Source organism: Rhodococcus sp. IEGM1428 (assembly GCF_050321865.1).
Classification (GTDB): domain Bacteria; phylum Actinomycetota; class Actinomycetes; order Mycobacteriales; family Mycobacteriaceae; genus Rhodococcoides.
Genome location: NZ_JBNQFW010000001.1, coordinates 1,463,983 through 1,478,634, shown reverse-complemented (window position 1 = coordinate 1,478,634; position 14,652 = coordinate 1,463,983). Strand labels below are relative to the sequence as shown.

Annotated in this window: 15 protein-coding genes; 1 reads left to right on the top strand and 14 read right to left on the bottom strand. The window is 65.4% G+C overall.

The genetic code is table 11. The features are described from left to right. Nucleotides 1-6 precede the first annotated feature (6 nt). The 13 genes from rpoZ to ACQR3T_RS06870 all read right to left on the bottom strand — a co-directional run bounded on the left by rpoZ (nucleotide 7) and on the right by ACQR3T_RS06870 (nucleotide 12,655). Nucleotides 7-312 carry a DNA-directed RNA polymerase subunit omega gene (gene rpoZ / locus ACQR3T_RS06930; protein ID WP_032377808.1) on the bottom strand — a complete coding sequence of 102 codons (306 nt, stop codon included), beginning with the start codon at nucleotides 310-312 and terminating at the stop codon, nucleotides 7-9. A gap of 72 nt (nucleotides 313-384) precedes the next feature. Beyond that, entirely contained in the window at nucleotides 385-996 is a 612-nt protein-coding gene (gene gmk / locus ACQR3T_RS06925; RefSeq protein ID WP_428692847.1) for a guanylate kinase, read from the bottom strand. Between the two features lie 5 nt (nucleotides 997-1,001). Next, entirely contained in the window at nucleotides 1,002-1,322 is a 321-nt protein-coding gene (mihF, locus tag ACQR3T_RS06920) for an integration host factor, actinobacterial type (RefSeq protein ID WP_027496987.1), read from the bottom strand. Nucleotides 1,323-1,518: 196 nt separating this feature from the next. Then, on the bottom strand, nucleotides 1,519-2,346 hold the full coding sequence (gene pyrF / locus ACQR3T_RS06915) for an orotidine-5'-phosphate decarboxylase (protein WP_428692846.1): 828 nt from the start codon (nucleotides 2,344-2,346) through the stop codon (nucleotides 1,519-1,521). Then, nucleotides 2,343-5,684 carry a carbamoyl-phosphate synthase large subunit gene (gene carB, locus ACQR3T_RS06910; protein WP_032377805.1) on the bottom strand — a complete coding sequence of 1,114 codons (3,342 nt, stop codon included), beginning with the start codon at nucleotides 5,682-5,684 and terminating at the stop codon, nucleotides 2,343-2,345. The genes pyrF and carB overlap by 4 nt, the downstream gene beginning before the upstream one ends. Continuing rightward, the gene (gene carA / locus ACQR3T_RS06905; RefSeq protein ID WP_037173828.1) at nucleotides 5,684-6,814 is read right to left on the bottom strand and encodes a glutamine-hydrolyzing carbamoyl-phosphate synthase small subunit; all 1,131 of its coding nucleotides are present in this window, start codon (nucleotides 6,812-6,814) and stop codon (nucleotides 5,684-5,686) included. Before carA ends, carB begins: the two co-directional genes overlap by 1 nt. Further along, a complete protein-coding gene (locus ACQR3T_RS06900; protein ID WP_032377803.1) occupies nucleotides 6,811-7,317 on the bottom strand; it encodes a hypothetical protein in 507 nt (168 codons plus the stop codon). The genes carA and ACQR3T_RS06900 overlap by 4 nt, the downstream gene beginning before the upstream one ends. Nucleotides 7,318-7,321: 4 nt before the next feature. Next, nucleotides 7,322-8,653: a dihydroorotase gene (locus ACQR3T_RS06895; RefSeq protein ID WP_428692845.1), complete on the bottom strand. Its 1,332-nt coding sequence runs from the start codon at nucleotides 8,651-8,653 to the stop codon at nucleotides 7,322-7,324. Continuing rightward, nucleotides 8,650-9,630 (bottom strand): aspartate carbamoyltransferase catalytic subunit, encoded by a 981-nt coding sequence (locus ACQR3T_RS06890; RefSeq protein ID WP_269603010.1) that lies wholly within the window; start codon nucleotides 9,628-9,630, stop codon nucleotides 8,650-8,652. Before ACQR3T_RS06890 ends, ACQR3T_RS06895 begins: the two co-directional genes overlap by 4 nt. Then, the gene (gene pyrR / locus ACQR3T_RS06885) at nucleotides 9,627-10,214 is read right to left on the bottom strand and encodes a bifunctional pyr operon transcriptional regulator/uracil phosphoribosyltransferase PyrR (RefSeq protein ID WP_032377801.1); all 588 of its coding nucleotides are present in this window, start codon (nucleotides 10,212-10,214) and stop codon (nucleotides 9,627-9,629) included. Before pyrR ends, ACQR3T_RS06890 begins: the two co-directional genes overlap by 4 nt. A gap of 140 nt (nucleotides 10,215-10,354) precedes the next feature. Then, on the bottom strand, nucleotides 10,355-10,909 hold the full coding sequence (gene nusB / locus ACQR3T_RS06880; protein WP_428692844.1) for a transcription antitermination factor NusB: 555 nt from the start codon (nucleotides 10,907-10,909) through the stop codon (nucleotides 10,355-10,357). Nucleotide 10,910: 1 nt separating this feature from the next. Continuing rightward, on the bottom strand, nucleotides 10,911-11,474 hold the full coding sequence (efp, locus tag ACQR3T_RS06875; RefSeq protein WP_027496978.1) for an elongation factor P: 564 nt from the start codon (nucleotides 11,472-11,474) through the stop codon (nucleotides 10,911-10,913). Between the two features lie 77 nt (nucleotides 11,475-11,551). Continuing rightward, nucleotides 11,552-12,655 carry a M24 family metallopeptidase gene (locus ACQR3T_RS06870; RefSeq protein WP_428692843.1) on the bottom strand — a complete coding sequence of 368 codons (1,104 nt, stop codon included), beginning with the start codon at nucleotides 12,653-12,655 and terminating at the stop codon, nucleotides 11,552-11,554. Between the two features lie 107 nt (nucleotides 12,656-12,762). Between ACQR3T_RS06870 and ACQR3T_RS06865 the strand changes: the two genes are divergently transcribed. Next, nucleotides 12,763-13,446 (top strand): B-4DMT family transporter, encoded by a 684-nt coding sequence (locus tag ACQR3T_RS06865; protein WP_037174312.1) that lies wholly within the window; start codon nucleotides 12,763-12,765, stop codon nucleotides 13,444-13,446. An 88-nt stretch (nucleotides 13,447-13,534) separates the two neighbouring features. Here the strand turns inward: ACQR3T_RS06865 and aroB are convergent, their stop codons facing one another. Further along, nucleotides 13,535-14,647 carry a 3-dehydroquinate synthase gene (gene aroB / locus ACQR3T_RS06860; RefSeq protein WP_032403352.1) on the bottom strand — a complete coding sequence of 371 codons (1,113 nt, stop codon included), beginning with the start codon at nucleotides 14,645-14,647 and terminating at the stop codon, nucleotides 13,535-13,537. Nucleotides 14,648-14,652 lie beyond the last annotated feature (5 nt).

Genomic DNA, 14,652 nt, shown 5'->3' with positions numbered 1-14,652 from the left:
AGGTTCTTATTCGCCTTCGGTGTGCTCGAGGAGATCTGCGTGGATCTCTCGCAGTGCGATCGACAGCGGCTTCTCCTGCAGGCCTGGCTCGACCAGGGGTCCCACGTACTCGAGGATGCCGTCACCGAGCTGGTTGTAGTAATCGTTGATCTGGCGTGCGCGCTTGGCTGCGTAGATGACCAGTGCGTACTTGGACGAGGTGCGGGCAAGCAACTCGTCGATGGGCGGATTGGTGATGCCGAGCGGCGTGTCGTAGGCCGGCAGAGCGCTGCGTCCGTCGAAGTCGGAAACGGCCGCTGAAATGCTGCTCACTGATGATCTCCTGAAATTGCATCGTTGGTGCTACGAACTAGCTGGTCGGGGCCTCGTGCGCCGTGGGAATGGTCAGCTGTTGCCGACCGACGACCTACCGACCAAGAAGGATACCAACTGTTCGCACGAATGGTCGACATCGGTATTGACAACCACGGTGTCGAACTCGTCCTGCGCGGCCAATTCCACCCTCGCCGTCTCCAGTCGACGCTCCGTGGCCGCGCTTTCCTCGGTCGCGCGTCCGACCAATCGGGAGACGAGGTCTTCCCATGTGGGCGGAGCCATGAAGACCAGTAGAGCCTCCGGTTTCGACACGCGCACCGCCCGGGCACCCGCCAGATCGAGCTCGAGCAGAACCGGGCTGCCCGCGTCGAGAGCGGCCTCGACGGGCGCGGCCGGAGTGCCGGACCTCTGCAGGCCGCCGTGGATGCTCGCCCACTCGAGCAGCTCGCCGTCGGCGATCATGCGGTCGAACTCGTCGGCGGAGACGAAGTGGTAGTCCTGTCCGTCGGTCTCACCCGGTCGGGGTGACCGAGTCGTGACCGACACGCTGAACACGAGCTCGGGCAACGCCGCGCGCACGAGCCGAACGACACTGGACTTGCCGACGCCCGAGGGACCGGAGAGCACCACCAATCGACCCCGCTCGTTCGATGGGGCCGATGAAGTCGCAGTGTCACCCACTGTGGTCAGGCCTCGAAATCGAACTTCGTCAGCAGCGCCTTGCGCTGCCGATCTCCGAGACCACGAAGGCGACGCGTCGGTGCGATCTCCAATTCCGTCATCAGCTCCGCGGCCTTGACCTTGCCTACCTTGGGCAACGCCTCGAGCAACGCGGACACCTTCATCTTTCCGAGAATCTCGTCAGTCTCGGCATCTTTGAGCACCTGCTTGAGATCGGTGCCGCCACGCTTGAGTCGCTCCTTGAGCTCGGCGCGCGCTTTCCGTGCGATCGCTGCCTTCTCGAGGGCAGCGGCACGCTGCTCGGGGGTCAACTGGGGAAGGGCCACTGTCGGTTCCTCCGTCTTCTCGTTCTGGGTGGTACGACGCACACGATCGCTGTCTGCACGTCGACCATCGGTGTACCACTGCCACGGACCGCGGTCATCGGCGATCTGCACTGTTCGTCGGCAGCGCTAGCGACCGTACCGACGACTCGCGTTCACCGCTAACTCGCCCCCGAGTGCCGGAGCGCAGCAGCGTCGACTATGCGAGACCGGCTTCGATATCGTCACGCAGACGTGTCGCCGCGTCGCGGAGAGCCGTGACCGACGGCCCGGCCGCCAGAACACCACGAGACGAGTTGGGGAGCACGAGCTCACGGCAATCGCGGAAGATGTCCGCGAGGTCGGCAATCGTCGCCCCCTGTGCTCCCAGACCCGGCGCCAGGATCGGTCCGGTGTAATCCGACAGATCGAGTCCGTGATCACGCGTGGCACCGACGACCAGACCCACGGTGTCGGGATCGACACGGTTACGTACGACCGCCGCGTCGACGATCGACTGCGCGACCGATCTGCCGTCGGAGGCCGTGGCCTGCTGCAGAGTCGCCCCCTCGACATTGGACGTTCTGGCCAACACGAACAGCCCGCGCTGGTGTAGCACCGCGCGCTCGACAGTCTCGTTCAGAGAATCGAAGCCCAGGTACGGCGACACCGTGACCGCATCGGAAGACAACGGCGACTCGGGCTCGAGCCACGCGTGCGCGTACGCATCCATCGTGGTGCCGATATCGCCGCGCTTGGCATCGGCGATCACCAGGGTGCCGGCGTCACGCAACACACTGACGGTGCGCTCGAGCACCGCGTACCCGGCAGATCCGTATGCCTCGAAGAACGCCACCTGCGGCTTGACGATCGCGACTTCGCCGACGAACGCCTCGACGCACAGCTCGGCGAACACCTCGAGACCGTCGGCCGAGCGCGGCAACTCCCAGGCGTCGAGCAGGGCGGGATGTGGATCGATGCCGACGCAGAGCCGACCGCGCGCACTCACCGCCGAACGCAACCGATCCGACCAGCCGAGATGACTCATGGCACGACCAGACCTTCCTTCAGTCCCGCATGCAGGTCCTGGAGCGAGCGAACACCGATTCCGCCTGCGATACCGGCTTCGATGCCCTGCACTGCCGCCGACGCACCCTGCACCGTGGTGATGCACGGGATGTTCTGTGCCACTGCCGCGCTGCGAATCTCGTACCCGTCGACGCGGGGACCGGAGTTGCCGTACGGGGTATTGATCACCATCGCGATGTCGCCGGCCAAGATCCGGTCGACGATGGTCTGCTCACCCTCCGGGACGTCCTCACCCGACTGCTTGTACACCTGCTCGCACTTGATTCCGTTGCGCCGCAGCACATCTGCGGTGCCTTCGGTTGCCAGGACGGTGAACCCGAGATCCGCGAGCCGCTTCACCGGGAAGATCAGCGAGCGCTTGTCCTTGTTCGCCACCGATACGAACACCGCGCCACCTGCAGGCAACGATCCGTAGGCGGCGGTCTGGCTCTTGGCGAAGGCGGTACCGAAATCGAAGTCGATTCCCATCACCTCACCGGTGGACTTCATTTCCGGGCTGAGCAGAGTGTCGACGCCGGTGCCGTCCGCGCGGCGGAACCGGTTGAACGGCAACACCGCTTCCTTGACGGCGATAGGAGCGCCGGCCGGGACGGTGCCACCGTCTCCGGTTTCCGGCAGGATTCCCGCAGTCCGAAGTTCGGCGATGCTCTCCCCCAACATCACCCGTGCACAGGCCTTCGCCAGCTGCACGGCGGTTGCCTTGGACACGAACGGCACCGTCCGGCTCGCACGGGGGTTGGCTTCGAGGACGTACAGAATGTCGTCCTTGAGCGCGTACTGCACGTTCAGCAGGCCCTGAACACCGATTCCCTTCGCGAGGGCTTCGGTGGATCGCCGCACGTTCTCGAGGTCGGTCTTGCCGAGCGTGATGGGCGGCAGAGCGCACGCCGAGTCGCCGGAGTGGATGCCGGCCTCCTCGATGTGCTCCATGATGCCGCCGATGTACACCTCGGTGCCGTCGCACAGCGCGTCGACGTCGATCTCGACAGCATCTTCGAGGAAGCGGTCGACCAGAACCGGGCGGTCGTCCGAGATCTCCGTCGCGTTGGAGATGTACGTCGCGAGAGACGCCTCGTCGTACACGATTTCCATCCCACGTCCGCCGAGGACGTACGACGGACGGACCAGTACCGGGTAGCCGATGCCCGACGCGATCTCACGGGCCCCGTCGAACGTGGTCGCCGTGCCGTACTTGGCAGCGGGCAGCCCGGCCGCGTCGAGGACCTTGCCGAACTCGCCACGGTCCTCGGCGAGATCGATGGCCTCGGGGGATGTTCCGACGATAGGAACGCCCGCGGCCTTCAGCCGCTTCGCCAGGCCGAGCGGAGTCTGGCCGCCCAGCTGCACGATGACCCCGCGCACCGTTCCCGAAGCGGCCTCGGCCCGGTACACCTCGAGAACGTCCTCGAAGGTCAACGGCTCGAAGTACAGGCGGTCGGCGGTGTCGTAGTCGGTGGAGACGGTCTCGGGGTTGCAGTTGACCATGACCGTCTCGTAGCCGGCCTCGGACAGCGTCAGCGCCGCGTGTACACAGCTGTAGTCGAATTCGATGCCCTGACCGATGCGGTTGGGACCGGATCCGAGGATCAGGACCTTGGGCCGGTCCGGCTGCGGGGCAACCTCGGTCTCGGCTTCGGGGTCGAGCTCGTAGGTGCCGTAGTGGTACGGGGTCTTGGCCTCGAACTCCGCCGCACAGGTGTCGACGGTCTTGTAGACCGGGTGCACGCCGAGCTCGTCGCGCAGCGCACGCACACCGTCCTCCCCGTCGAGTTCGGGTCGCAACGCGGCGATCTGGCGGTCGGACAGCCCGTGGTACTTCGCCTGTCGCAACAGCGCCTCGTCGAATTCGGCCGCCTCGCGAACCTGGACGCCGAGTTCGTGGATCTGCTGGAACTGGTCCAGGAACCACGGATCGATCTTGGTCGCCTCGAAGAGCTGCTCGAGAGTGGCACCCATCGCGAACGCCTTCTCGATTCCGTACATCCGTCCGTCCTGAGGAACGGACAGGTCCTTCAGCAATTCCTCCAGACTCTCAGCCTCGACCTCGGGGCCGGTCCAGTACCCCGCGCGCTTGGTTTCGAGCGAGCGCATCACCTTGCCGAATGCCTCGGTGAAGTTGCGGCCGATCGACATCGCCTCACCGACGGACTTCATCGTCGTGGTCAGCGTGCCGTCGGCTCCGGGGAATTTCTCGAACGCGAACCGCGGTGCCTTTACGACCACGTAGTCCAGGGTCGGCTCGAAGCACGCCGGGGTCTCGCGGGTGATGTCGTTGACGATCTCGTCGAGGGTGTAGCCGATGGCCAGCTTGGCGGCCATCTTCGCGATCGGGTAACCGGTGGCCTTCGACGCCAGCGCAGACGAGCGCGACACCCGAGGATTCATCTCGATGACAACGAGTCGGCCGTCGGCCGGATCCATCGCGAACTGGATGTTGCAGCCGCCGGTGTCGACGCCCACCTCGCGCAGGATGTCGATGGAGAGATCGCGCATCTTCTGGTACTCGCGGTCGGTCAGCGTCATCGCGGGTGCGACGGTCACCGAGTCGCCGGTGTGCACGCCGACGGGGTCGACGTTCTCGATGGAACAGACGATGACCACGTTGTCGCGGCCGTCGCGCATGAGCTCGAGCTCGTATTCCTTCCAACCGAGGATGGACTCCTCGATGAGGACGTTCGCCGTGGGCGAGGCCGCCAGGCCGCCGCCGGCGATCCGGGTCAGGTCCTCGTCGTTGTAGGCCAGTCCCGATCCGAGACCGCCCATGGTGAACGACGGACGCACGACGACCGGGAAGCCGAGCTCGGCGACGGTCTCGCGCACTTCGTCCATCGTGTAGCAGACAGCCGACTTCGCGGACTCGCCACCGACCTTGGCGACGATGTCCTTGAACTTCTGTCGATCCTCACCGCGCTGGATCGCGTCGAAATCGGCACCGATCAGCTCGACACCGTACTTGGTGAGAATGCCCTGATCGTGCAGTGCGACGGCGGCGTTGAGAGCCGTCTGTCCACCGAGGGTGGCGAGCACAGCTTGGATGGGGTGCCCCTGCTCGGCCTCGCGGGCGAAGATCTTCTCGATGAACTCCGCCGTGATGGGCTCGACGTAGGTGGCGTCGGCGAACTCGGGATCGGTCATGATCGTCGCCGGGTTGGAGTTCACGAGGCTGACGCGGAGGCCTTCCTCGCGCAGCACTCGGCAGGCCTGGGTGCCGGAGTAGTCGAACTCGCAGGCCTGACCGATGACGATCGGGCCCGATCCGATGACCAGGACGTGGTTCAGGTCTGTGCGGCGTGGCATTACTTCTTCTCCTGAAGGACGCTGGTGAAACGGTCGAAGAGGTAGGCGGCGTCGTGCGGACCGGCCGCGGCCTCGGGGTGGTACTGCACGGAGAAGGCGCTCCCGTCGATCAGTTCGACGCCTTCGACGGTGCCGTCGTTGGCGCACGTGTGGCTGATCCGGGCGCGACCGAAGTCGGTGTCGAACTCCTCGCCTGCTTCGCCTTCGAGTGCGAATCCGTGGTTCTGTGCAGTGATCGCGATGCGGCCGGTGGTGTGTTCGATCACCGGGATGTTCATGCCGCGGTGCCCGAACTTCATCTTGTAGGTGCCGCGGCCGAGTGCCCGCCCGAAGATCTGGTTGCCGAAGCAGATGCCGAACAGGGGCAGCTTCCGCTCGAGCACTTCTCTGGTCAACGCGACGCTGGTGTCGGCCGTGGCCGGGTCGCCCGGTCCGTTGGACAGGAAGACACCGTCCGGGTTCAGCTCCAGAACCTGCTCGATGGTGGTGTTCGACGGCACCACGTGCACGCGGATACCGCGCTCGGCGAACATCCGCGGAGTGTTGGTCTTGATACCGAGATCGACTGCGACGACGGTGAATCGAGCGTCGCCGGTCGGCTCGATGGTGTAGCCGGCTCCAGTGGTCACTTCACCGGCGAGATCGGCACCGAGCATCGACGGCTGACCGACCACCTGCTCGAGCATCTCGCCCGAGGTGCCGAGCGCGTCGCCCGAGAACACTCCCGCTCGCATCGAGCCGCGGGTACGCAGGTGCCGGACAAGTGCGCGCGTGTCGATTCCGGCGATGCCCACGACGTTCTGCGCCTCGAGCTGATCCTGCAGAGTCCCGGTCGAGCGCCAACTCGAGGTGCGGCGGGCCGGATCTCGGACGACGTAGCCGGCGACCCAGATCTTGTTGGGATCCTGGGCGCTGGCGGCTTCACCGTCTTCCTGGTTCCAGCCGGTGTTGCCGATCTGCGGCGCAGTCGCGACGACGATCTGTCGGTGGTAGCTCGGGTCGGTGAGTGTCTCCTGGTACCCGGTCATTCCGGTGCAGAACACGGCCTCGCCGAGGGTGCGCCCCTGTGCGCCGAATGTGGTGCCGCGGAATGTCCGGCCGTCCTCCAGAACAAGAACTGCGCTGCTCACGCGGTTTCCTCCTTGGTTTCTCCGGTGGAACTTGCTGTCCACACCGGGTAGATCTGCTTGTCGTCGGCCCGGAAGCCGGTGTCTATCTCGGTCCCTGTCGGCAGCTCCCAGCGGATGACAAGGAGCCCGTCCTTGGTCATGACCTTGCCCGCCAATCCGCGTTCGGTGCGGATCGCACGAATCGATGCCGCTGGAATCCAGATGGGAGATTCGCCGTTTCGATCGAGAAGAATCCCCTTCTCGTATCGGGAGAGTTCACCGGTGGCGCGGTGGCCGATGTCGCCGACGGCGATCCGGTCCTGCCAGCTCGGCGCGATGGTGCTGCCGACGTACAGGCCGGTGGTCGGCTCGATGTGCGTGGCACCCAAGTCGTCTGGCACGGCCGGGAATTCACCGATTCGCTCTTCCTGACGCTTCTGCCGTCCTCGCCAACCCCAGAAGATCAGCGCGATCATCAGCGCCCAGAACAGGATGAATCCGATGACGATCAGAACTCTGTCCACCGCTCTACTCCCCTGCCCTGTTCGCCACTGAGCTGTTTGCTACTGCGCCGTCGCGGACTGTGATTCGTCCGCGCAACACGGTCGTGGTCACCTTCGAGGAGAAGGTCATGTCCTCGAACGGCGTGTTGTGCGCGACGCTGGCCAACTTCTTGCCCGATACCGTCCAGCTCGTGTCCGGATCGACCACGGTGAGGTTGGCGATCTCGCCCACCTCGATCGGCCGGCCCTGGTCGGCCAATCCGACGATCTGCGCAGGACGCTCGCTCATCACTCTCGCCACACCCCGCCAATCGAGCAGGCCGGGAGTCACCATCGTGTCGACCACGATGGACAGTGCGGTCTCGAGTCCGAGCATGCCGGGACGTGCGATCGAGAATTCACAGCACTTGTCCTGCTCGGCGTGGGGCGCGTGATCGGTTGCCACACAATCGATCACACCGTCGGCGAGGCCTCGACGGAGGGCGTCGACATCGGACTTCTCGCGCAGTGGTGGATTCACCTTGTTGATCGCGTCGTACGTTTCCAGACGGGAGTCGTCGAGCAGCAGATGATGCGGGGTTACTTCGGCGGTGATCGAAATGCCCTGTCCACGAGCCCACTTCATCAACTCGACGGTGCCGGCGGTAGACGCGTGGCAGATGTGCACCCTGGCGCCCGCGTCTCGGGCGAGCAGAGCGTCGCGCGCGACGATCGATTCCTCTGCCGCACGCGGCCAACCGGCCAGTCCGAGCCGCGCCGCGGTGGGCCCCTCGTGTGCGACGGCACCGACGGTGAGCCTGGGCTCCTCGGCGTGCTGAGCAATGAGCACACCGAGCGAACTCGAGTACTCCAACGCCCGACGCATGATCAGCGGATCGTCGACGCAGTGTCCGTCATCGGAGAACATCTTCACCCTGCCGATTCCCGCGGCCATCGTGGCCATCTCGGCGAGTTGCTTGCCCTTCAACCCGACGGTGATCGCTCCGACCGGGTGGACGTCGACGAGCCCGACTTCCTGTCCGCGGCGCCACACATGGTCGGTCACGACCACCGAATCGGCAACCGGATCGGTGTTCGCCATGGCGAACACCGCGGTGTAACCGCCAAGAGCGGCAGCGGCCGAACCGGATTCGATCGTCTCCGTGTCCTCCCGGCCCGGCTCGCGCAGATGAGTGTGCATGTCGACGAATCCGGGCAGCAGAATGTGGCCGCGGGCTTCGATCACCTGCGCGCCGTCGGCATCGAGGTCGGCACCGATTGCGGCGATCTCCTCGCCGGTGATCAGCACGTCGGTTTCGGAGCCCTCGCCGTACAGCAGGACGCCCCGCAGCAGAACCGAGGACGTGGATACGGTCACGAAGCACCCCCGTCCGAACCGACCAGCAATCGGAACAGCACTGCCATCCGCACGTGAACTCCATTCGTAACCTGTTGCAAGACTGCAGTTTTGGGAGAATCTGCGACCGACGACGCAATCTCCATACCGCGCAGCATCGGACCGGGATGCAGCACGACGGCATGATCGGGCAGCAGCTCGAGCCGGCGCTGCGAGAGCCCGTACGTGATGGAGTACTCCCGAGCCGAGGGGAAGAACCCGCCGTTCATCCGTTCTGCTTGGACCCGCAGCATCAGCACGGCGTCCAACCCGGGCAGTTCGGCGTCGATGTCGTGTGAGACCCGCACCGGCCAGCCGGTCACTCCGACGGGAAGCAGAGTCGGTGGCGCGATCAGCACCACCTCGGCCCCGAGCTTGGCCAGCAGGATGGCGTTCGAGCGCGCCACCCGGCTGTGCAGGATGTCGCCGACGATCGCGACTCGTCGGCCGGCGATGTTGCCGAGACGTTGACGAACCGTAAGAGCGTCGAGCAGGGCCTGGGTGGGATGTTCGTGCGTACCGTCGCCCGCGTTGATGACGGCAGGACCTCCACCAGGAGTGGAGCCTGCGGAACGACCATCTAGGCCAGCACCTTGATCTGCAGTCCACTGAGCGATCTGGTGAGCAGCACCGGATGCCGGGTGTCGAACGATCAGGGCGTCGGCTCCGGCAGCACGCAATGTCATCGCGGTGTCGCGGAGCGACTCCCCCTTCGACACCGAGGAACTGCTGGCACTGACGTTGATGACGTCGGCACTCATCCACTTGCCGGCTACCTCGAACGAGACGCGAGTGCGCGTCGAGTTCTCGAAGAAGACCGTCATGATCGTGCGGCCGCGCAGTGTCGGCAGCTTCTTCACCTCGCGGCCGAGCAGCGCTTGCTCGAAGCGTTCGGCTTCGTCGAGAAGTTCGGTGGCCGAGTCGACGGTGAGATCGGCGACCGAGAGCAGGTGCTTCATCGCGCCGATCCCCCCTCGGACAGGCTGACACCGTCGCGGCCGTCGTGTTCGGACAGCAACACCGAGACGTCCTCGGTGCGCGCGGTGGGGACGTTCTTGCCCACGTAGTCCGCACGGAGGGGAAGTTCGCGGTGGCCGCGGTCGATGAGAACCGCCAGCTGCACGGCGCGTGGACGACCGAGGTCCCGTAGCGCATCGAGCGCGGAGCGGACCGTTCTGCCCGAGAACAGCACGTCGTCGACCAGCACGACCAACGCGTCGTCGACGCCGCCGACCGGGACCGATGTCCGCTCGAGTGGGCGGTGCGGCTTGTTCCGCAGATCGTCGCGGTACAGGGTGATGTCGAGAGACCCCAGCGGGGGTCGCACGCCGGAGAATGCCTCGATGCGTTCGGCGAGGCGCTCGGCCAGGGTGGTGCCGCGGGTGGGAATACCCAGCAGGACGACGCGCGGCGAGTCGGCAGCGTCGAGCGCAGTTTTCTCGATGATCTGATGAGCCATGCGGGAGATGGTTCGTCCCACATCGGCCGAGGACAGCAATTCGCGAACGGCAGGGTTCGCAGACGAGCTTTCGGGCGCAGGCAAACTACGACCTCCTTCTCCGCCTCTCTGGACGGATCGTTAAAGGATGTCTGACATAGAACTTCGTAGAGCCTAGCAACGCTCTGCGAACCACACCTACCAGGCTCGCAGAGCGTTCGGTCACAGGACCGTCGAGCGTTCGATCAGTGCTCGGCGTCGACGGACGCGTCGCCGGCCGTGTCTACCTGCGGACGGCTCGATACGGCCGCCGCCGCGGCACGTACCTGCGGTGCCACGAGGACGATCTGGCCGAGCACACCATTGACGAAGCCGGGCGAGTCGTCGGTGGACAACTGTTTGGCCAGCTCGACGGCCTCGTCGACGGCCACGACCGGAGGCACGTCGGTGGCATGGAACAGCTCCCAGACGGCAATCCGAAGGATGGCCCGGTCGACCGCTGGAAGACGCGTGAGCGTCCAATCCTTGAGGTGATCGGCAATCACCCCGTCGAGGCGATCCAGGTTCTCCGCAACTCCCTCGACCAACGTCGAGGTGTAGTCGCTGACCGGCGCGATGGTGTCGTCGGCTCGAGCGAGCTCGATGCGCTCGGCGGCCAGGTTCACCGGATCGACGTTGCGCGCCTCTGCCTCGAACAGAAAGTCCACCGCGCGCTTGCGGGCCTTGTGACGCGCGCCCAGCTTCTTCGCGCCGGGGGCACCGTTCTGCGCGCCGGAGGATGTCGACTTCTTCGATGACACGTTAGGAGTTCACACGCCCGAGGTAGTTGCCGTCACGCGAGTCGACCTTGAGCTTGTCGCCGGTGTTGATGAAGAGCGGCACCGAGATCTCGGCTCCGGTCTCGAGTGTCGCAGGCTTGGTACCACCGGTGGAGCGGTCGCCCTGCAGACCAGGGTCGGTGTGCTTGACCTCGAGCTCGACGGTGACGGGAAGCTCGACGTACAGCGGGACGCCCTCGTGCATGGCGACCTGGACCCGGAGGTTCTCGAGCAGGAAGCGGGCTCCGTCGCCGACGGTGGCCTCACCGATCGAGAGCTGGTCGTACGTGTCTGCGTCCATGAACACGTAGTCGCTGCCGTCGTGGTAGAGGTACGTCATGTCGCGGCGGTCGACCGTCGCGGTCTCGACCTTCACACCGGCGTTGAACGTCTTGTCGACGACCTTGCCCGAGAGCACGTTCTTGAGCTTGGTCCGCACGAATGCGGGTCCCTTACCTGGCTTGACGTGCTGAAATTCGATGATCGACCACAGCTGGTTCTCCAGGTTGAGAACCAGGCCGTTCTTGAAATCGCTGGTGGAAGCCACTTGCTTCGCGTCTCCTCAATCGTTTGTGCGCGTGACGCGCCGTCGGTCACGGGCTTGGATTCGCTCCCGCCCGCGCGCTAGACGGACGTGAGTTCCTTGCTTGTCAGGGTGAGCAGTTCCGGACCCCCGTCACGAACGACGAGTGTGTCCTCGATCCGAACGCCGCCGCGACCGGAGAAGTAGACACCCGGCTCGACGGTGACCGCTGCACCGCTCAGCAGTGTACCGGTGCTCGTCTTCGCGATTCCCGGCGCTTCGTGGATTTCCAGGCCGACGCCATGACCGAGCCCGTGCAAGAAGTACTCGCCGTACCCTGCGTCCTCGATGACCGAGCGCGACGCCGCGTCGACCGAGGCGGTGTTCACCCCTGGTGCCAGCGCCTCTCGACCGGCCGTCTGCGACTGCTGCACCAACTCGTACAGGTCGCGCTGCCACTGCGCCGGACCACCGATCACGAAGGTCCGGGTCATGTCGGAGTGGTACCCGCCCACGAGCGCCCCGAAGTCCAGCTTCACGAAGTCCCCCTCGGCCAACACCGCATCCGTCGGTCGGTGATGCGGCACTGCGGAATTGACGCCTGCAGCCACGATGGTCTCGAACGAGATCGCATCGGCACCGTGGTCGAGCATCGCAGATTCCAGTTCGCGGGCCACCTCACGCTCGGTTCTCCCGGCGCGAATGCTGCCCCTGGCCAGCAATTGGGCGAGCGCATCGTCGGCAGCGCGGCACGCGTCACGGAGCAATCCCACCTCGAACTCGTCCTTGACCATGCGCAACGACTCGACGACACCGGGTGCGCGCACCAACTCGACGCCCCCGTCCAACTCGGCCCAGCTGCGATGGGCATCGACCGTCACGACGTGACTCTCGAAACCGATGCGGCCGCCACGGCCCGACACTCCCGACCGGAGGAGGTGGATCGCCGATGCGCGGTCGATCTCGGCACGCAGATCCGGCACCTGCTCGGCGACCTGGGTGACATACCGACCGTCGGTGCAGATCACGGTCTCGTTCTCACCGTCGACGGAATCCGACGCCGAGACCAGCAGGGCCGCGTTCGAGCCGGTGAAACCGGTCAGATAACGCACGTTCAGCAAGTCGGTGATCAACATCGAGTCGAGGCCGTCGGCGGCCAACAGTTCTCGCAGGGCACCACGACGGGCACCGAAATCAGCAGGCATGCGCTCGACATTACTGCTGTCCCCGACGTGCCTCGGCCCGGACACATCGGACTCGAACTTTGTGGGCCCTGCCACACGAACGGCGACGTGCGGATATGCTGTGCCGCATGACTGGGTGGGCAGTGCGTGGCATAGGTATGGGATTGATCAACGCCGTCGTTCGATTGCTGCTGGGGGCGGCAGTATCGATGTGGCCGCTGAGCGGCTCGGCGCTGCGATGGGTGGCGTATGCCCTCGTGATCCTCGTGATCGTCGTCTGGGCAGGAATCGACGGCGTTCGCGATCGACGCAATCATCCTGATCCCGACGACGGCCAGGACCTCACGATGGTGTGGCTCAAGGCCGCGGTCGTCGCAGGACTGCTCGCTGGACTGCTCAGTTGGATCATCGACTTCTTCGTCGACTTCAGCCTCGGTCAGAACGGTCTGATCTTCGAGCTCACCTCCGGTGCAGCGTTCACCATCCTCACCATTTTCGTCGTTGCCACCATTGCGGTGTTCGTGGGTCGGCTGATCGTCAACCGCGACGCGAAGAAGAAGCTGGCCACCTCCGACGCCGACCGTGCGCACAACCGCGAGCTGGTGAATGCGGGCAGCGCGGAACGCACCGAGTCGAGTCGCGGCACTCGATCGCAGGCAGAGCAGACGCGGTCCGAACCGACGCGATCCGAACCTCAGTGGGCTGCAGAGCACGGCGAAGCCGACACCGAGGTCTTCTCGGCAGTGGACGCCGACGGAAAGCCCCGACTGGACAAGCGCGGCAACCGGCACGGCACCGCCGACGGTTCCTGACCCCCGCTACGAACACACGGGCGGTGAGCGACGCATGACGCGTCGCTCACCGCCCGTTCTCATCTCGTCCGGAGCCCGGGGCCGAGTGTCACAACATGATGGCGGACCCACCGGTTGCCGGGGCCTCGCGACCGACTGCGGAGAATGCGGCGACGAGCAGCGCCGGATCTGGACCCTCCAGCCGTCCCGGCTTGGCCAGACCGTCCAGGACCACGAACCGCAACAGTCCGGCGCGATTTTTTTTGTCCGTCTGCATGCCTTTGAGCAGGTCCCCGAACGCGTGCTCGTCGTAGGTGACCGGCAAGCCGACCGATTCGAGAATCGATCGATGTCTGTCGGCCGTGGCGTCATCCAGACGGCCGGCGAGCCGTCCGAGCTCGGCCGCGAACACCAGACCGACCGACACTGCAGCACCGTGGCGCCACCGGTACTGCTCGCGTCGCTCGATGGCGTGGGCAAGGGTGTGACCGTAGTTCAGGATCTCGCGGAGGTTCGACTCGCGCAGATCCGCCGCCACGACCTTCGCCTTGACCTCGACCGATCGCTTGATCAACTCCGGTAGAACGTCACCGGTCGGATCGAGCGCCGCCGCCGGATCGGCTTCGATGATGTCCAGAATCTTCGGATCGGCGATGAAACCGGTCTTGATCACCTCGGCCATGCCCGAGACGATCTCGTTCTTGGGCACGGTCTCGAGCGTGGCGAGGTCGATCAGCACGGCAGCAGGTTCGTGGAAGGACCCGACGAGGTTCTTACCGGCGTCGGTGTTGATGCCCGTCTTGCCGCCGACGGCCGCGTCGACCATGGCGAGCAGCGTCGTCGGTACGTGCACGATACGGACCCCGCGCATCCACGTTGCTGCCACGAATCCGGCCAGGTCCGTCGCGGCTCCGCCGCCCAGGCTGACGATGGCATCGCTGCGGGTGAGGCCGATACGGCCCAACACCTCCCAGCAGAATCCCGCCACAGCGAGGTCCTTACCGTCCTCGGCATCCGGAATCTCGATGCGGTGTGCGTCGATTCCCTTCTCCGCCAAGGCCGCACGCACGGCCTCGGCCGTTTCGGCCAGCGGTGGTTGGTGAAAGATCGCCACGGTGGCGGTTCCGGCGAGCTCGTCGACCAGGTCCGTCAACAGACCTCGACCGATGATCACCGGGTACGGGCTGGCAGTCTCGACCTGGACGCGCACTGGCTCTGTCATCGAAT

Coding starts and splice junctions, on each gene's coding strand:
- pyrF (WP_428692846.1), bottom strand. CDS start 2,346: ATGAGTCATCTCGGCTGGTCGGATCGGTTGCGTTCGGCGGTGAGTGCG.
- carB (WP_032377805.1), bottom strand. CDS start 5,684: ATGCCACGCCGCACAGACCTGAACCACGTCCTGGTCATCGGATCGGGC.
- ACQR3T_RS06890 (WP_269603010.1), bottom strand. CDS start 9,630: ATGAAGCACCTGCTCTCGGTCGCCGATCTCACCGTCGACTCGGCCACC.
- ACQR3T_RS06870 (WP_428692843.1), bottom strand. CDS start 12,655: ATGCCTGCTGATTTCGGTGCCCGTCGTGGTGCCCTGCGAGAACTGTTG.
- ACQR3T_RS06865 (WP_037174312.1), top strand. CDS start 12,763: ATGACTGGGTGGGCAGTGCGTGGCATAGGTATGGGATTGATCAACGCC.
- aroB (WP_032403352.1), bottom strand. CDS start 14,647: ATGACAGAGCCAGTGCGCGTCCAGGTCGAGACTGCCAGCCCGTACCCG.